This window comes from Ferruginibacter sp., from assembly GCF_028288465.1.
GTDB lineage: Bacteria > Bacteroidota > Bacteroidia > Chitinophagales > Chitinophagaceae > Ferruginibacter.
In genome coordinates, this window is the sequence record NZ_JAQBNR010000005.1 from 67,872 (window position 1) to 86,071 (window position 18,200).

At 42.8% G+C, this 18,200-nt stretch carries 12 protein-coding genes; 3 read left to right on the top strand and 9 right to left on the bottom strand.

The annotated features are described in order from the left end of the window. Positions 1–69: 69 nt before the first annotated feature. From JWR61_RS02680 to JWR61_RS02710, 7 genes are all read right to left on the bottom strand, one after another. Positions 70–1,434, bottom strand: a complete 1,365-nt coding sequence (locus JWR61_RS02680; protein ID WP_301926310.1) for an aldehyde dehydrogenase family protein — start codon at positions 1,432–1,434, stop codon at positions 70–72. Between the two features lie 176 nt (positions 1,435–1,610). Beyond that, positions 1,611–2,528 carry a DUF2167 domain-containing protein gene (locus JWR61_RS02685; RefSeq protein ID WP_301926311.1) on the bottom strand — a complete coding sequence of 306 codons (918 nt, stop codon included), beginning with the start codon at positions 2,526–2,528 and terminating at the stop codon, positions 1,611–1,613. A 104-nt stretch (positions 2,529–2,632) separates the two neighbouring features. After that, the gene (locus tag JWR61_RS02690; RefSeq protein ID WP_301926312.1) at positions 2,633–3,349 is read right to left on the bottom strand and encodes a gamma-glutamyl-gamma-aminobutyrate hydrolase family protein; all 717 of its coding nucleotides are present in this window, start codon (positions 3,347–3,349) and stop codon (positions 2,633–2,635) included. After that, positions 3,349–4,500 (bottom strand): iron-containing alcohol dehydrogenase, encoded by a 1,152-nt coding sequence (locus tag JWR61_RS02695; protein ID WP_301926313.1) that lies wholly within the window; start codon positions 4,498–4,500, stop codon positions 3,349–3,351. Before JWR61_RS02695 ends, JWR61_RS02690 begins: the two co-directional genes overlap by 1 nt. Positions 4,501–4,712: 212 nt before the next feature. After that, positions 4,713–6,086: a glutamine synthetase family protein gene (locus tag JWR61_RS02700; protein ID WP_301926314.1), complete on the bottom strand. Its 1,374-nt coding sequence runs from the start codon at positions 6,084–6,086 to the stop codon at positions 4,713–4,715. Beyond that, entirely contained in the window at positions 6,058–7,425 is a 1,368-nt protein-coding gene (eat, locus tag JWR61_RS02705; RefSeq protein WP_301926316.1) for an ethanolamine permease, read from the bottom strand. Before eat ends, JWR61_RS02700 begins: the two co-directional genes overlap by 29 nt. A 181-nt stretch (positions 7,426–7,606) precedes the next feature. Further along, complete coding sequence (locus JWR61_RS02710) at positions 7,607–9,163, bottom strand: GH3 auxin-responsive promoter family protein (protein ID WP_301926317.1); 1,557 nt, start codon at positions 9,161–9,163, stop codon at positions 7,607–7,609. Positions 9,164–9,381: 218 nt separating this feature from the next. Here JWR61_RS02710 and JWR61_RS02715 point away from each other — a divergent pair, with 218 nt between their 5' ends. The 3 genes from JWR61_RS02715 (at position 9,382) to JWR61_RS02725 (ending at position 13,021) form a co-directional block, all read left to right on the top strand. Beyond that, on the top strand, positions 9,382–11,544 hold the full coding sequence (locus tag JWR61_RS02715) for a S46 family peptidase (protein ID WP_301926319.1): 2,163 nt from the start codon (positions 9,382–9,384) through the stop codon (positions 11,542–11,544). A gap of 99 nt (positions 11,545–11,643) precedes the next feature. After that, positions 11,644–12,441 carry a dienelactone hydrolase family protein gene (locus JWR61_RS02720; protein ID WP_301926320.1) on the top strand — a complete coding sequence of 266 codons (798 nt, stop codon included), beginning with the start codon at positions 11,644–11,646 and terminating at the stop codon, positions 12,439–12,441. Positions 12,442–12,547: 106 nt separating this feature from the next. Further along, the gene (locus tag JWR61_RS02725) at positions 12,548–13,021 is read left to right on the top strand and encodes a GAF domain-containing protein (RefSeq protein WP_301926321.1); all 474 of its coding nucleotides are present in this window, start codon (positions 12,548–12,550) and stop codon (positions 13,019–13,021) included. Here the strand turns inward: JWR61_RS02725 and JWR61_RS02730 are convergent. Together JWR61_RS02730 and JWR61_RS02735 are read right to left on the bottom strand one after the other, a co-directional pair. Continuing rightward, a complete protein-coding gene (locus JWR61_RS02730) occupies positions 13,018–13,626 on the bottom strand; it encodes a DNA-3-methyladenine glycosylase (protein ID WP_301926322.1) in 609 nt (202 codons plus the stop codon). The two genes, JWR61_RS02725 and JWR61_RS02730, sit on opposite strands and share 4 nt — an antisense overlap. A gap of 216 nt (positions 13,627–13,842) precedes the next feature. Then, positions 13,843–18,087: a hypothetical protein gene (locus tag JWR61_RS02735; protein WP_301926323.1), complete on the bottom strand. Its 4,245-nt coding sequence runs from the start codon at positions 18,085–18,087 to the stop codon at positions 13,843–13,845. Positions 18,088–18,200 lie beyond the last annotated feature (113 nt).

Here is an 18,200-nt window from a genome sequence, read left to right on the forward strand (position 1 = left end):
CAAAACAAGCCAATAACGTTGCTTTCTATGCTGCCTTTTATATTGATCAATTTTCCAGTAATGGAGAAGCTATCCCCTGATATGGTATGCCTTTGGCTGAACAAATGCCCTGATACCCTGGTAAGATAAAGTAGCACCTAAACCGGAATGTTTTCTGCCCGACCATGGTAGAGAGGCGCTAACCCTGTCGCAGCAGTTCCAGTACACGCTGCCGGTGTTCATTTGCTGCATGATGTTTTCCGCCCGTTCAAAGCTTTTTGAAAATACTGCTGCGGTAAGCCCGTAGCTGGTATCCTGCATCAACGCAATAGCCTCAGCGTCATCTTTTACTTTTTGTATACCAACCACCGGTCCGAAAGACTCTTCCATCATCACCTTCATGTTGTGATTTACATTCACCAGCACTGTCGGTTCAAAATAGTAGCCTTTACGATCCGGTATTTTTCCACCACATACTATTTGGGCACCCAAAATAACGGCATCATCTACCTGTGTTTCCAAAAAGGCTTGCTGTTCTTTTCTGCTCAACGGACCAATATCTGTATCCTTATCCAGCGGATCACCGATTTTTAATTTTTTACACTCTTCAGCATAGGCGTTTACAAAATCATCGTAAATATTTTCCTGAACATAAATTCTTTCCACGGCGCAACAGCTTTGACCGCTGTTATAGACAACGCCTTCCAACGCATCTGCCGCAGCTTTTTGAATATTGTCTACATCGTCAGCTACATACAAAGGATCTTTTCCTCCCAGCTCCAGCTGGCAGGGAACCATCTTGCCTGCTACTTTTTCAGCAATGTATTTTCCTGTGCGGTAGCTGCCGGTAAAAAAATAACCATTCAGCGGCAACAACAGTAACTGCTCACCAACAGAGCCTTTGCCGATGGCCATTTGAAAACAATTTTCAGGAACTCCGGCTTTATATAAGAGCGACTGTATGTGCAACCCGGTTAACGTGGCATACTCCGACGGTTTATAAAAAACAGCATTGCCGCTGATGAGCGCCGGAATAAAAACATTTACGCCTACAAGAAATGGATAATTCCATGCAGATATATTTGCAATCACACCCAGCGGTTCAAATACAATTTTTTCTTTGGTAGCGCCCTCTGTTGTAACCCATTCTTCTGCCAAATATTTGGCGGCATTGTCAATAAAATATTTAATGCGGCCACGGGCACCATTCAATTCGTTGTAAGATTGTTGCAAGGGCTTGCCCATTTCGCTGGTAAGCGTTGCTGCCAGTTCATCCTTATTTTCATCCAGCAAGTCGTAAAATTTTTGAATAGCAGCAATGCGGTCAGCAATATTTACTTTGGACCAGGCCTGCTGTCCTTTTGTTAGTAAATCAAATTTTTCAAGGATAGATTGATTGGTATCCTCGGCGATTTCTGTTATAACGGTTTCTGTTGCCGGGTTAATTACTTTCATGATAGTGTTTTAGTGCTCTTTAATAATTGATAAGCCCTCCATTCCGGGAGGGCTCACCAAGTTATTTATTTTAGCTGAAAAGTTGGCTATAAATTATTATTCTGTCAGCTGTTTTAAATGCTGCATTTTATTTACAACTCTTGTGTAAAAATCATTTCGACAAAGCTTTTATTTTATCAAACAGCATCTTCCTCTTTACGACTGCCGGTGATAAACCTCTTCACTGCGCCAAATGCAGCAACAGCGCCGATTGCTATAAATTTCCAGCCTGCAAGTAAAAACTTTCCAATCACTGCAAAGGCGCCCGTTTTGGCCAGTATTCCACCGGCTACCAATGCACCAATGCCATATTCTGCCACCTTATCTGTGCTTGAATTAAAGTCGCTGTACTTATTGCCTTCGGTAAAGCCGGGCATTTTTAACACGTCGTCGATGCTGGCTTTCACCAACGGCAGTTCTGCCATAGTTGCTACAGCGTTTAATGATAAAACACCTTTTCTTCCCAGTACCCTTACTTCGTAATTAAGGGTATTGTAATCAGCAGTTCCAAACTTAAACTCCTTTGCCCAGTGCAATACTTTATTGTTTTTATCATAGTAAGGTTTTGCAGCCCAACCGATCACGTAAATAGGTTCGTATCCTGATTTTGCCCTTTCTTTATTTACATCAGCTTCACCCTTTTTCATCTCGGCGAGCATGTCATCGTAATTTATTTTATCAGCGTCATCGTCTTTTACAAAGCCCTCCTCTTCGTACGTTACAATAAATGCAAAACTGCTATCTGCATACGGGCCACCACTGGCAGGAAAGATCATTCCCAGTACATCGGGCTTTGGTGGATTGCCCCACAAATCATGTAAGATATATTTGCTTTGTTCTGCGTTTAAAAACTTAAAGCCTTTGGAGAGGTTTATTTTTGCGATACCGTTGGCAATGGTTACCGAATTTGTTTCCCACTTTAAGGCGTTTTCTACAGAGTCGATGAGTTTTTCCTGGCGAATCATTTCTTTCACCGCAGAATCTTCGCCGCCTTTGGCAAATGTGCCGAAGGCACATAAAAATGTACAACAAATAATCAGGGTGATTTTTTTCATTTAAGCTGGTTTAAATATAAAGGGACAAAAATTTATCAGGGGTATTTAACCGGCCATCTCAGGATAGCCCTCAGCTTACAATCACAGCCTTCTTATCACTCTTATCAGGCAACTTTTTTAATCTCTTTCAAAAAACGATCGCGGATGTTTTTGGCAGATGGCAATTCACTCAAATGAAATTTATACATCCGTTCAGGATGCCACTGTATTGCCAGGAAAAACGATTTGTTTTCTTTCTCAGTCCATTCAACTCCTTCGATAATGCCATCATCAGAACCGCAATTAATAGTAAGTCCTTCGCCGAGTAAATCAATGCACTGGTGGTGGGCACTATTGGTGATGGTTCTGGTAACACCGGTAATTTCGCTTAGCAAAGTGCCTTTAACGATATTAATACCGTGCGCCTTATCGTGTTCTTCAAAACGATGAATCGCATTAGAAATTGTGCCAATGTCTTGCCGCAAAGTGCCACCCTGTATGCAATTGATTAACTGCATACCGCGGCAGATGCCCAATAAGGGCAACTGGCATTGCTGGCTTTCGTGAAAAACAGCAATTTCAAACTCATCCCTTTTTTCATGAAAATGCAACGGTGCGTTTGGATATATAATATTGGGATTATTATAAAACCTGGGATGCATATCTACGCCGCCGGATAAAACGATGGCATCAAAATCTTTGATGCAACTTAAGTCGGTATGCTGCGGCTGCAGCGTAATTATTTCTATCGGGTCGCTGCCTTTTAACCATTGTACATAGTTGCTATGCTTTTCATCTGACCCGGTATAGGTGACGCCAATTTTTATTGCTGGATGCATCATTACAAAGCTTCGGTATACAATTGTTTAAAATCCGCTCTTGAGACGGGCTTAGGGTTATTGGGATGACAAAAATCTGCCAGCGCTAAATCGCTCAATGTTTCGATATGTTCTTCTTTAACTCCAATATCACGCAGTCTTACCGGCAAGCCGACCCGTTGGTTTAGTTCAAACAGATGATTGACCACAGCTTCGCCTGTTGTTTTTTCCAGGTCCATTGCCAAAGCCATTCTTTTAAATTCAGTTTCCAAACCCGGGGCGTTAAAACGCATACCGAACGGCAAGTTGACAGCATTGGCCAAACCATGATGTGTATCTAGCAAAGAAGACAATGGATGCGCCAGGGAGTGCACCACACCCAATCCTTTTTGAAAAGCAACGGCCCCCATTAACGAGGCAATCATCATTTTACTTCTTGATTCCAGGCTGGGTTTATTAACGGCTTCGGCGATAGATTGGTTGATGAGTAATATTCCTTCCAGCCCGATGCCTGCTGCCATTGGATGAAAATTTTTGGCGATGAATGCCTCCATATTATGTGTCAGTGCATCCATGCCGGTAGCTGCGGTAACAAACGGCGGTAATTCCATTGTAAGCAACGGATCTGCAAAAACTATTTTGGCCATTAGTTTAGGCGCAAATAAAATTCTTTTGCGGTGTGTATCATCTTCTGAAATGATGGCGCTTCTGCCTACTTCGCTTCCGGTACCACTAGTTGTGGGCACTGTTATAAAATAGGGAACGTCTTCAGTAACATATTGATCGCCGCCAATCAGGTCATCGTAATCAAATAAATCGCGGTGATGGTTGATGCGTAATACAATGGCCCTGGCCACATCCATTGCTGCACCACCCCCGATGCCAATGATACAATCTCTCCCCGTTTCGTTGTATGCTTCTCCCCCTTTTAATACATCACTCTTAACCGGGTTTTTATGAATATCGGCAAACACTTCTACAGAAATTCCTTTTGCAGCAAGACTATCTTTTATCTCTTTGAAAAAGTCCAGTCCGCTTACCATTGGGTCGGTAACAAGCAACGGCCTGCTTAAGCCGTTGGCCAATAAATGATCCGGTAATTCTTTGATGGCACCGGCGCCAAATCGGACAATCGTGGGAAAATTAAATTGTCTTACTACATTAAAATCTGTCATACAAATTATTTTTTTGATAGTAACGCTGATGATACTGATTTGGACGGATCACCGCGAATTTTTAGTTTTTGAATTTTTCGAAAGCCAGGTAAAACCTCAAAGTTAGGAAGTGTACCATAAAGCTGAAAAAGTAAAAGTGTGCGACGCAACCAAAGATTCACACAGTTGTATTTGCCCGGACAAAAAACTTGACACTTAATAGCGAAATTTTTTTAAATAATTTCCAGGTATCGTTTCAGTTCCCAATCGGTGACTACTTTAGAAAATTGTCTCCACTCCCATTCTCTTGTTGCGGTAAAATGCTCAACGAAAGTGGCACCGAATAATTCAGTTGCAATGGGTGAAGTTTTCATTGCCTGTGTTGCTTCCCATAAATTCCTGGGCAATGTACCATTCTTCGTGTCTGCGTAACCGTTACCAACTGTTGGTTGTGTTTTTAATTTCAGTTTATTGTTAATGCCATACAAACCAGCCGCAAGACAAGCTGCCATTGCGAGATAAGGATTGCTGTCGGAACCTACCACCCTTGTTTCCAGCCGCGTGCTGCTGCTGCTTCCGGGTAAAGCCCTCAAAGCCGTGGTACGATTGTCGATGGCCCAGGTTAAGGTTGTGGGCGCCCAGGCTCCTTCTACCAAACGCTTATAACTGTTAACAGTAGGTGCAAACATGGGGAGTATAAACGGCAGGCAGGCCAGCTGACCCGCCATATAACTTTCCATTAAATTGCTTATGCCTGTTGCTTTTTTATTATCGTAAAAGAGGTTTTGTTTTTTTGCAGTGCTCCACAAACTCTGGTGCACATGCCCGCTGCAACCGGGTAAATTTTCGTTGAACTTGGCCATGAATGTGGCGATTACGCCATGCAGATGTGCTATCTGTTTTACCCCACTTTTAAAAAGTACGGCCCTGTCTGCAGCCTCCAGGACTTCTGAATAAGTGATGGCTGCTTCATATACACCCGGGCCGGTTTCTGTATGCAGGCCTTCGATGGGAACACCAAACTTTTTGAGCAAATCGAAGAGGTCGTTAAAATAATCATTTTTTTGTGCCACCCTTTGTAACGAATAACCAAACATACCAGGCGTCATCGGCCTTATGTCGCGGAATTTTCCGTTATATAATTCTTCTGTATTATCCTGCAGGTTGAACCATTCAAACTCCTGTGAAAAATACGGCGTGTAGCCGTTGCTGTTAGCCTGCCCGATAATTTTCTTTAATAAACTGCGGGGACAAACTTCCAACCCTTTGCCTTTACTGTCGCAAAAATCTGCCAGGAAAAAAGGCGTTTCATTATCCCAGGGAACCTGGCGAAAAGTATTAAGGTCAACCACTGCGGTAGCATCAGGATAACCCGAGTGCCAGCCGGTATACTGACTGTTATCGTATGCCACATCTGCCGAATCCCAGCCAAACACCACATTGCAAAAGCCAAATCCTTTTTCAACAATGCCGCTGAATTTTTCAAAGCTCATCAGCTTGCCGCGGAGTATGCCATCCATATCGGTGATGGCGAGCTTTACTTTTTCGGTATTTTGTTCAGCTAACAGCCGCAACACTTTATCTATTAACTGTGGTTGATTGGACATCTGTTTTTCTTTTTACGATAAAATGAAACCAAATATAAGCAAGTGCAAGTATAGCAAAAAAGATCACGGCCAGTTTTATGTTGAGACTTGTCATTGCTATAAGAGAAATAACAGCAATGATCAGTGCTAGTACAGGAAACCAGGGATACAAGGGAACTTTAAAAGGCCTTGGCATTTGGGGCTCTTTTTTACGCAACACCAACACCGCTATCATGGCAAATATGTATAACACAATGGCGCCAAAGCAGGCGATGGTAATAATGTCGCCGGTTTTGCCCGTGAACAGGGCAATGATACCGATGGCCATATTCAGCAACAGCGCATTGACAGGTGTTTTAAATTTGGGATGAATTTTACCAAACACAACAGGAATACAACCGGTTTTACCAAACTCATAAGTGGCACGGCTTGCAGCCAGTATCAGTCCATGAAAGGAAGCAACCAGCCCCATTAAACCAATCGTAATCAGTAAATGATATAACCATCCGCTGTTACCGGTAATTTGTCCCAAAGCCAGTGGTAGCGGTGAATCAGAAGCATCTGCTCCGGGAGTTGTATAGACTATTTTTTCCCATCCCCCAACACCAACAGAGGAGATAAATACCAGCGCACATAAAATGATCAGCGTCAATAATGCAGAGCCAAAACCTTTTAGTACATTCTTCTGCGGATTCACTGTTTCTTCTGCTACATTCGCCACGCCTTCCAGCCCCAAAAAAAACCAAACGGCAAAAGGGGTTGCAGCCCAAACACCTTCCCATCCATTGGGAAAAGCATTTTGGGTAAGATTGGTCCAATGAAAATGCGGAAGGGTAACGCCGCTAAATAGTACCAGTTCAAAAACAGCAAAGGCGGTAATGATCAGCTCAAAAGTAGCCGCTGCTTTTACACCATACATGTTAAGGCCGGTAAAAATAAAGTAGGCAACTACGGCTATGCTGGTAACAGAAAACTGTGGTAAAAAAATATGAAAATAAGCACCGATGGCCGCGGCAATAGCGGGTGGTGCAAAAACAAATTCTATGATCTGCGCCATGCCGGCTACAAAGCCAATGTCTTTTCCCATCGCCCTGGTAGCATAATCAAATACACCCCCGGCCTTGGGTATAGCACAAGCCAGCTCTGTGTAGGAAAAGGTAAACGTAACATACATTATGATGATAAAAAAAGTGGCGATGGCCAATCCCAAAGTGCCACCAACCGGCAGCCCGAGATTCCAGCCAAAATACATTCCGGAGATAACGTAACCAACGCCCAGCCCCCATAACATTACCGGGCCAAGTGTTCTTTTTAGTTCTGTTGCCGAGCCTTCATTTGGTGTAATTGGTTGTTGCGCCATTGAATTTTTATTATGCTTAAAGATAAGCATCAAAGGAATACAATGATGATGAGCGAAGCAACGGATGCGTTACAAATTGGGAGATTGATTAAATAGAAGCGGCTTGCAGGAATTGTAGTTGCATCCGGTATTTGTATAAAAAGGATACGGTACCAACCTTCGCCATGCAAATTTAATTACATCAGCCAAGTTCGGCATAAGCCGCAGCAGACATATTGTTTTGCAAAAACTTTTGCCAGTCTTCCAGCATCTTGCCTTTCAATACGCGGGGAAATTTATGTTGGCCGCCCACTTTGCCTTTGGAGTGCATAAACTCAAGAAAAGTATTTTCTGAAAGTACTGTTATCAGTACATCTTTCAAAGCATGCTTTCTCTCTACTTCATAATCGTCATTCAGTTCTTTTAGTTTTTCGTCTATGCGTAACCGTAATACATCTTTATCAATCACATCGTCTGTGGCAACATACCAGTGGTGAGCAAAAAATAATTCATGCGGTACGCCGGCCACCGTAAATTCGGGAATAGAAATATTCAACTCATCACTCACCATTTCAATGGCTTTGTTCATATTATCCACACTTAAATGTTCGCCCACCAAACTTAAAAAGTGTTTGGTTCTGCCAGTGATGATGATTTCGCTTTTTTCTTTATTGATTAATTTTACCGTATCACCAATGGCATAGCGCCAGGCTCCGGCGTTGGTACTGATTAAGATAGAATAATCTTTGTTTTCTTCAATCTCATGTATCATCAATACTTCCGGATTGTCGAGCATGTTTCCTTCACTGTCAAAGTTATTTTCATCAAAAGGAACGAATTCAAAAAAGATATTGTTATTCAGCGCCAGGTGCATTCCGGTTGAATCCTGACGGTTTTGATATGCTAAAAAGCCCTCGCTGGCAAGATAGGTTTCAATGTAGGTGATTGGTTTGCCCAGTAGTTTTACGAATCCTTTTTTATATGGCTCCATCGCCACGCCGCCATGCACATAAAAGGCAAGGTTGGGCCACACTTCGTGAATATTTTTTAGCTGGTACCTTTCAATAATTTTTTCCATGCAGAGCTGCAGCCATGCAGGTACGCCTACTATAAAACCTATATCCCAGTTAGGGGCATTCTCTACTATTTCTTCCAGTTTCTTTTCCCAGTCCTTTTCCCTCGCAATTTTTTTCCCGGGTTTATATAAGCCCAACCCCTGGAACCAGAAAGGAATATTTTTTTGCTGAATACCGCTCAGGTCGCCTGCGTAATAGGTGGCGCCTTTTTGTAATTGTGTACTGCCACCGAGTAACAACCAACCTTTGCCGATGGCACTTTTGGGAACATCCTGGTATTTGGCTAAACTCAATAATTGTTTGAAACTTGTTATGGTGTTGCTGCGGATTAACTCTTTTGTAATGGGGATATATTTACTGGCGGCTTCGCTGGTACCGCTGCTGAGCGCAAAATATTTTACCACGCCGGGCCAGCAAACATCGGAAGTTCCTTCCACGGCCTTATGCCACCACTCCTTGTATATTTTGCTGTAATTGTAAGTAGGTACCAGTTGCTGAAACTTCTTACCGCTGTGCCTGCTCATTAAAATTTCATCAAACCTGTATGCCTGCCCAAACTGTGTGAACCTGGCCTTGCGCAACAACTTTTTAAGAACCCGTAATTGCTGACTCCGCGGCGTACTGATGGGCAGGTTGAGCGCCCTTGCAATACTTGCCGGAAGTTTTAAATCAATAATTGCCATGCATATCGTGCTTGATGATACAACAAATTTACTGTTTACAATTGGCTTACGGGTAATAATTTACAAACGGAAAATAGTGCCGGACAATGGTAACCCTTGCCGGAGAAATATGCAAAAGTACTATCAATAGATATCATAAAAACCGGGGTTAAATAATACAAATAACTGATGTTTCATCCATCAATATGGCGTAGGTTTGTTCATTAAATTTAAACGATATGAAGAAAATTTTGGTGTTAATGCTGTTATCCTTCTCCCTGTTAAAAGCAAGTGCTGATGAAGGAATGTGGTTACCCATGTTGTTAGGCCAGCAGGTATACAATGACATGGTAAAGAAAGGATTGAAATTAACAAAAGAGCAATTGTACTCAGTTAATAAATCATCTTTAAAAGATGCGATTTTAATTTTTGGCGGCGGTTGTACGGGTGAAATAGTCAGCAGCGAAGGGTTGATTTTTACCAATCACCATTGTGGTTATTCTGCCATCGCCAATGCCAGTACAGTAGAGCACAATTACCTGCAGGATGGCTTTTACGCATTTAATAAAGACCAGGAAATAAAAAGTGAATTGACAGTGCAGTTTTTAGACAGGATTGTGGATGTAACCGCCGATGTGGAAGCTGCAGTAAAAGGACTGGCCTGGGCAGACAGGGTTGCAAAAATGCCGGAAGTATATAAATCCATTACCGATAAAGTATTGGATAAAGAGAATGCGCTGGCGGGAAGAATATACCCGATGTTTAAAGGCAACCAGTACATTATGTACGTGTACAAAACATACCGGGATATCCGGCTGGTAGGCGCACCTCCGGAAACAGTTGGTAAATTTGGAGGTGATACAGATAACTGGGAATGGCCCCGCCACACAGGCGATTTTTCTATCTTCAGGGTATATGCAACAAAAGACGGCAAGCCCGCAGATTACAGCAAAGACAATACTCCGTTAAAACCCAAATACTTTTTGCCGGTAAGTATCAAAGGCATTAAAGATGGTGACTATGCAATGATTTACGGATACCCCGGCGGTACCAACCGGTACGAAACAAGCTATGGCATTAAATTAAAAAATGAAATTGAAAATCCTTCGCTGGTTAATTTGAGGGATGTGCGTTTAAAAATTATGCACGAACAGATGCTGAAAGATCCGGCCGTAAAATTGAAGCTGGCAAGCAGTTATGCCAGCATTGCCAATTACTGGAAATTTTTTGATGGCGAAACAAAACAGCTGATTAAGTTTCATACCCAGGAGCAAAAACAGGAGTATGAAAATAAGTTTGCCGCATGGGCAAAAGCCAAACCCGAATATGAAAATATTTTTGCAGACTATGCAAAAAACTATGCGGCATGGACACCTTATAGCAAACAACGGCAGTACATTAACGAAGGTATCATGGGCTCACCACTTGCAGCTTTTGCAGCTTCATTAATCGGGGTCGAAACCAACCTTGTAAAGCAGGGTATTTCTTCTGCCGATATCAAAAAATCGGTTGATGCTGCGACTGCTGCACGGAAAATTTTTTTGGCTGCTGAAGACAGGCCAAGCGATGAAAAAATTATGGCTCAAACAGCCCGGCTCTTTTATACAGACATAGATAAAAGCCAGCACCCGATTGGTTTTTATGATGGCATTAAAAATGGATTTGGCGATTTAAAAGAGGAGCTTACATTTAAAAAATGGGCCGGCAATGTGTTTGATAGAACAATGATTTTAGATGATGCCAAATGGGCCGCTTTTGTTGCTAACCCCGATGCTACTGTTTTACAGGCGGACCCCGCTTTTGCATATGCATCTGCCTTTATAAAAAACTACAATCTGAAATATGCGCCCTTGTATGCTGCGTTTAACAGTAACAATGCGGCACTGGGTAAAAGTTATATGAAGGGTATTATGGAAATGAATCCGGCAGCAGCCAGCAAAATGTATCCTGACGCCAACTTTAGCATGCGGGTAAGTTTTGGCAATGTAAAAAGCTACAATCCGCGGGATGCCGTGCATTATGATTATGTTACTACGGGTAGAGGCGTGATAGAAAAATACAAAGCAGGCGATTATGAATTTGATTTACCTGCCAAACAAATTGAGCTGATGAAGAAAAAAGATTTTGGCCAGTATATTGATAAGGGCAGGAACGACCTGGTGGTAGATTTTATAACTACCAATGATATTACCGGCGGTAACAGCGGTAGCCCGGTGATTGATGGCAGCGGAAATTTGATAGGCCTTGCATTTGACGGCAACTACGAGGCACTTAGCCATAAAATTGCGTTTGACAAGGATTTAAATCGTACTATCTGTGTGGATGTACGTTATGTACTGTGGTGTATTGACAAGCTTGGTGGTGCAAAAAATATCATCAGTGAGCTAAAGTTGATTAAGTAAAAGCAAAATCGTTGCGTCGAAAACTAAGATTTTTATTCTAGCCCAAAACAATCCGGCACAATTAATGTTTTAACATCCAATAATAAAACTAACACAACAATGAAAAAAATTCAGATAATTGTAACAGCCATTTTTATGAGCACTGTATTGTCACTTTCAGCACAAAATAAACCGGGAATAAAAACAGAAGAAGTATCCTATACTTCGGGCGGTGTTAATTGCAAAAGCTTTGTAGCATATGATGGCAGTCAAAAAGGAAAAAGACCGGCCATTGTTGTTATACCGGAATGGTGGGGTAACAATGATTATTCAAAATGGAGAGCCCGGCAACTGGCAGAGCTGGGATATATTGCCATTGCGGTTGACATGTATGGGGAGGATAAAATAGCGGCTGATCCAAAACAGGCGCAGGATTACGCCACACCTTTTTATAAAGATCCAAAATTGGGTGAGGAAAGAATTACTGCAGCAGTGAATAAATTAAAAGAATACCCGGAGACAGACGCTACAAAAATGGCGGCGATTGGTTATTGTTTTGGAGGATCGATGGTATTGAATGCGGCCAAGCTGGGAATGGATTTTAAAGGCGTGGTAAGTTTTCATGGCGGGTTGGCAACAGTACCTGCAACGGCCGGTTCTACAAAGGCAAAAATTTTGGTTTGCCATGGTGCAGCTGACAAATTTATCAGCGATGCGGATATAAAAAACTTTAAAAGCAATCTTGATTCTTTAAAAGTGCCCTACACTTTTATTTCTTATCCCGATGCTACGCATGCATTCAGTAACCCGGATGCTACGGCCAACGGCAAAAAGTTCAATATGCCAATTGCCTACAATGAGGCGGCAGATAAAAAATCATGGAACGATATGAAGGATTTTTTTAAAACAATATTTTAGTGAGTGGTCTGTGGTGAATAATGAATAACGAGCATTTATTTTTTTGACAGACTGGTAAAATGGCAATGGTTTAACCGTTGCCATTTTGCTTTATTAACTTTGCGATATGGCAGAAGATTTACAATTATCAACCGGTTCCAAACAGGAAATGTATGAAACCTTGTTACCACAAATAAAAGCCCTGATTGAAGGAGAAGAAGATCTTGTAGCAAACATGGCCAATATTACAGCTGCATTAAAGGAACAATTCAACTGGCTGTGGGTTGGCTTTTATTTGGTTAAAAAAGAAGAGCTGGTGCTTGGGCCCTTCCAGGGACCGGTTGCCTGTACCAGGATAAAAAAAGGCCGTGGTGTTTGCGGTGCCAGCTGGCAGCAAGCGCAAACTATTATTGTTCCTGATGTTGAAAAATTTCCCGGCCACATTGCCTGCAGCAGCTTATCTGTGTCAGAAATTGTAGTACCGGTTGTACGTAACAATGAAGTAATTGGCGTACTGGATGCAGATAGCGAAAAGAAAAACTGGTTTGATAAAACAGATCAGCAGTACCTGGAAGAAATTGTTGCTTCCATCGTTTTTTAAACTTTTGGCTCATTATCTTTCCAGCCCCACAAGTAGCGGCAGGCGTAAGTTCTGTAAGGACTCCATTTTGCTGAAATCTCCCGCATTTTTTCTTTTAGTGCTTTTTTATCAGTCATATCCAGCTGGTATAACCGGGCAACTCCTTGTTGAATACCCAGGTCATCTAATGCAAAAACATCTTCTCTTCCCAAGGTAAACATCAGTATCATTTCAACGGTCCATTGGCCGACACCTTTTATTGAGGAAAGATATTGTATCAGATCTTCATTACTCATTTTGTACAGCTTTGTATCCGTTATTTTTTCCTCAATAAAAAACCTGCATACATTCTGGACATACTGCGCCTTGGCATTGGACAGGCCAATGCTGCGCAGTGTTTCAACCGGCGTGTCAATAATTTGTCGCGGTGTGGGCTTTTTGTTTTTGTATAAATTTAAAAAGCGGTCGTAAATAACAGCAGCTACTTTGGTGCTTAGCTGTTGGCTCATGATGGAACTACACAAGTGCAGGTACACATTTTTTCTTTTTACCAGTACATATGGTTCCTGCAAGGCGATTATTTTTTTAAGCTTTTTGTCTTTATTAAGGTGAAGTATATGTTCCATCTTTAAATGTAAAACAAAGCTTTGAAAGGTGTGGACTTTAGCGGGTATTTTGTGTTTTTTGGAGTGCGTTTATCCATGGCTTTGAGCAGGAGTTGCAATACCTCATATAATACCCGAGCAGTGCTAAAGACTTTTCATTTTATGCCGGATTATTTAAGAAAGAGTCCCATTAAAAAAATGAATACCCTTTACCAAAACCAATGACAGATAGCATTTTCAATTGATTTTTCTCCACACAGAGCCGTCTGATATTATTTCATACGTATTGCTCCCTGCTGTATTTGCAAGTGTTGTAGATGTTGTTCCATTGGCTGTGGTAACCGCCTGCGATAAGGTAACGCTGGTAGTACCGTGGTTTATTAACCGGTACACTCTGCCGGCATAACTGCTGGCTGCAGGTAAGGTCCAGGTAGGCGTGCTTCCACCGGTATTAATAATTACATAATCCGTATTTAAAATAGTATAGGCACCGGTACCACTCCTGTAGCTTACACTCTGTGAGCCTGTAACAGATAAAGTAGAATTTGGACTGGTATTGCCTATGCCAACATTACCACTACCATCAATGCGCATCCTTTCGTTGGTTGACTGCGATGTACCTCCTGTCATAAATATCAATGATTTTGAAACATTACCCGTGCCAATTAAAAAATTATTGCCCATGGTATACAGGTATCCGTCATCCGCGCCACCCATTATATTACTTGTATTGCCGCTGCCGTTGATACCCATGTCCACGTAGTTGGTGGTTTCATCGCCATTGTTGGCTGTAGCTACCACGTCGGATGATGCGGCGGTGCCTGAGGAATTATTTTGGATATTTAATTGCAGATAACTGTTAATAGAACCTTTGCCTACGATGGCATTTACAGAAGTAGTAGTTCCGGCATCCACCAGCAATTGCTCAGGGTTGGTGGTATTTAAAGTAGTTCCACCTAAACTGGCATTGCCATTTTTATCTATAAAATCAAGTACAGCGCCACTGGAGTTTCTCCATTCCATCAGGTTGGCAGACTGGGTAGCGCTGTTACCCTGCACGGCTAAAGGAACACTTGCATCCCGGTACGATTGAGCTATTACACTGGTTCCGGAAATTCCGTTAACGAAAGCCGGCAGTGTTCCTAATTGCCTGTCGCCACCGATGATGGTTGCCCAGTAAGATCCCATCTGCAAAGATCTTCCGCCACCACCCTGCCAGTAGATATCATTTCCATCGCCGCCAATTCTAAAGTCACCGGAGCCAGCAGTATTGGTAAAAAGCAACTGAGCTACGGAACCAACCCGTCTGATTTCCATACTGTCTTTAAGTACAAACCTGGCCCCCGGATTGGTTACGCCAAGGCCTACATTACCTACGCTGTCTATCACCATTCTTTCAGCATTGGCACTTCTCATTCTTAACGAAACATTATTGGTTGTACCTAAAAAATTTGATCCTGCGGTTGCAGCATTGCCCGTTAAACTCCAGGCCGAACCTGCAAGTGTATAGGAAGGGATATTCAGTGTGTTACCTACCAGGGTAGCAGCACCACTGCTTCCCGTTGTGGTAAGCGTAAGGGCCCCTTGTTTTGCATTAAAAGCAGTCCAGTCTGCGGCTGACAAAGCACCGCGGTTTGCCGCCGATGCGGTTGGTATATTCAGGGTAATAACAGGTGTGGTTGTTCCTGTGGCAACAGAAGAAGATATGTCTGTTCCGGTTGTGCCGAGCGATAATGCAGCAACGCTGGTCACAGTACCACCGCCTTGCTGATCCAGCTGGTATCTGGTAGATCCTATTGTTCCGTAAAAGTGGGTGCCATTGTATTCTACTGCTCCATCTTCAGGAGTGGTAAGGTTTGTGCCTGTTGTAAATTTCAAGGGAGCTGTGTTTGCAGTTGCAGTACCTGCCCCGAGGTGCAATAGTGATGTCGGTGTTGTTTGATTAATGCCGAGCTTACCATTTGCTGAAATTTCAGCTAAAACAGTAGAGGATGAATTGCGCCATTCCTGTAAATTGGCGGATTGGCTTGTAAATCCCTGAACAACTATGCCAGGTATTGTTGCGGCATAAGGGTAAGCAGTCAATTGACCCAGGTAAGTATAACTATTTAATCCTGCTATAGATTGCCCATTTGTATTTAATCTAAAAACATATCCAGGGCCAGCTCCACCATAGATGCCCAACTGACCAGCACCACCGCCAGCGGATGATCCTGTTGAGATTATAGAGTATTTATAGCCGCCAGAAGCAGCTGTGTTATCAATAGTCAATGACGTTCCGACAGCGCCTTGCCCGGCCAGAGATTTTATTAATAAAGGGCCAACCCCCGCGTTATCGCTTTCTCCCGCAACATGAAGAATTTGTGCCGGACTAGCTGTTCCCACGCCTACTTTACCTGTGCTGTCGACCACCATCCTTTCAACATTATTGGTTCTCATTCTAAGCGAAACATTATTTGTTGAGCCCAGAAACTGTGATCCTGCAGTAACTGCATTGCCCGTTAAACTCCATGCTGTAGCAGTACCGCTGTTAACTGCGGCAGTTACAAACGCTGTAGTTGCAATTTGAGTAGTGTTAGTACCCGCCGTAGCGGTTGGTGCCGCCGGTATTCCTGTTAGCGTTGGTGAGGCTACGGGAGCTTTAGCTGCTAAGTCGGTAGTTAAATTGGTTACCTGGCTTTCAGCAATATTCGCTGATAATCCCGCTGCGGTTCCTGTGGTGTTTTGATTCAATGTAGGAAAATCTGCAGCTACAGCAATGGAGGGCACGCCGGTTGTTGTTGTATTTTTTAAAATACCGGTCGCTAATCCGGATAAAGCTGTACCATTTATTTTTCCAACTACAGTTGCACTTTGCGTGCCAGTAACATCTCCTGCAAGGTTGCCTGTAAAATTGGTAGTTGTACCACCGCTGACGGCGGCTGTAACAAAAGCCGTTGTTGCAATTTGCGTGGTATTGGTGCCCGCTGTTGCTGTTGGTGCAAGCGGAGTTCCGGTTAATGATGGCGAGACAAGCGGTGCCTTTAAAGCATCATTTCCACTTAGTTTCTGGATGGCCTGTAAAATATTATCCGTTGCGGCAACTGTACCTGCACCGGAAGTATAGCCTGTCAATACTTTTGCGATTACTGCAGCATTGGTTACTGTTGCAGCATTACCAATACTTGTGACTTCCCCGGTTAAATTGGCATTAGTAGTAACCGTTGCGGCATTTCCTGTTGTATTTTGATTGAGGGTAGGAAAATCAGCGGCTACAGCAATAGAGGGTATGCCTGTTGTTGTAGTATTTTTTAATATTCCGGTGGCCAATCCGGCTAAAGCTGTACCATTTATTTTTCCTACAACGGTAGCACTTTGTGTGCCTGTAACATCTCCTGCAAGACTGCCGGTAAAATTTGCTGCTGTACCACTGCTTACTGCAGTAGTTACAAAAGCTGTCGTCGCAATTTGTGTGGTGTTTGTACCTGCCGTTGCTGTTGGTGCTAGCGGAGTTCCTGTTAATGACGGCGAGGCAAGTGGTGCCTTTAAGGCATTATTGCCATTTAATTTCTGGATGGCTTGTAAAATATTATCCGTTGCTGCAACTGTTCCTGATCCAGAGGTATACCCTGTCAGTACCTTTCCAATTACTGCTGCATTTCCTACAACGGTAGCACTTTGCGTACCTGTAACTTCACCTGCCAGGCTTCCTGTAAAAGAGCCTGCACTACCTGTGATATTTCCTGAAGGAGTTACATAATCGGTACCCGCAACAGCGGCACTGATTGTAGTTCCGTTGCTCTTAACAATACCACTAATGGCCCTTACAATCGGATCTGTTTCCGTATAAGAACTCAGGAAACCAGGTGTTGTATTTACCCATTTGCCGGTAACGATATTGTATTGCAATATCTGGCCATTTGCGGGGGAGCTGATAGCCGCATCTGTTGCAGCGGATAAACTGGATGAGGAAATATATCCTGATGGGTTAGTTGCATTGTATGGGGTAAAGCCTAACGCAGCCTGCTTGCCGTTAAAAATGCTCCAGTCCGCGGCAGATAAAGCGCCCCTGTTGGTTGCAGAGGCGGTGGGTATATTGAACGTATGTATATTACCTGAGCTGCTGATTCCAAAATCACTTCCACTTGTACCGGTTGCAAATGTTTGATTAGTACCTGTTAAACCGTTAATAGAGGTAATGGCATTTCCGCTGTATGATAAAGGCGTCCACACCGGTGCTTCAGGAGTGCCCGTATTCACTTTAAAAACATTGTCAGTTGTATTGAATATAAGCAGGCCGGTTGCCGGTGAGGGAATGGCATTTTGCTGCGTAGTCGTCATCCTCGGTAACAAAAAACCTTTGGTAGTACTTGCGATATCTACCATGGCACTGGCATCCGGTGTTGAACCATCTGTGTTAATTGCCATATTCTGGGCGCCAGCAGTGTGTGAAAGGGTTGCAAATGCAAACACAAAAATAACGGAGGTAAGGAATTGTTTCATGGTAATATCGAATGTTTGGATGTAAGGATTTGTGTTTTATGTTTTGTACATTTTCTTTCTTTTTGATTTAATCAGCCGGAATCTTCTTTTTATTTGTTTTATCAATGCCGTTT

Bases quoted from the DNA above. Each gene is read 5' to 3' on its own strand.
- JWR61_RS02680 (WP_301926310.1), bottom strand. From the start codon at position 1,434: ATGAAAGTAATTAACCCGGCAACAGAAACCGTTATAACAGAAATCGCC.
- JWR61_RS02685 (WP_301926311.1), bottom strand. From the start codon at position 2,528: ATGAAAAAAATCACCCTGATTATTTGTTGTACATTTTTATGTGCCTTC.
- JWR61_RS02690 (WP_301926312.1), bottom strand. From the start codon at position 3,349: ATGATGCATCCAGCAATAAAAATTGGCGTCACCTATACCGGGTCAGAT.
- JWR61_RS02695 (WP_301926313.1), bottom strand. From the start codon at position 4,500: ATGACAGATTTTAATGTAGTAAGACAATTTAATTTTCCCACGATTGTC.
- JWR61_RS02700 (WP_301926314.1), bottom strand. From the start codon at position 6,086: ATGTCCAATCAACCACAGTTAATAGATAAAGTGTTGCGGCTGTTAGCT.
- eat (WP_301926316.1), bottom strand. From the start codon at position 7,425: ATGGCGCAACAACCAATTACACCAAATGAAGGCTCGGCAACAGAACTA.
- JWR61_RS02710 (WP_301926317.1), bottom strand. From the start codon at position 9,163: ATGGCAATTATTGATTTAAAACTTCCGGCAAGTATTGCAAGGGCGCTC.
- JWR61_RS02715 (WP_301926319.1), top strand. From the start codon at position 9,382: ATGAAGAAAATTTTGGTGTTAATGCTGTTATCCTTCTCCCTGTTAAAA.
- JWR61_RS02720 (WP_301926320.1), top strand. From the start codon at position 11,644: ATGAAAAAAATTCAGATAATTGTAACAGCCATTTTTATGAGCACTGTA.
- JWR61_RS02725 (WP_301926321.1), top strand. From the start codon at position 12,548: ATGGCAGAAGATTTACAATTATCAACCGGTTCCAAACAGGAAATGTAT.
- JWR61_RS02730 (WP_301926322.1), bottom strand. From the start codon at position 13,626: ATGGAACATATACTTCACCTTAATAAAGACAAAAAGCTTAAAAAAATA.
- JWR61_RS02735 (WP_301926323.1), bottom strand. From the start codon at position 18,087: ATGAAACAATTCCTTACCTCCGTTATTTTTGTGTTTGCATTTGCAACC.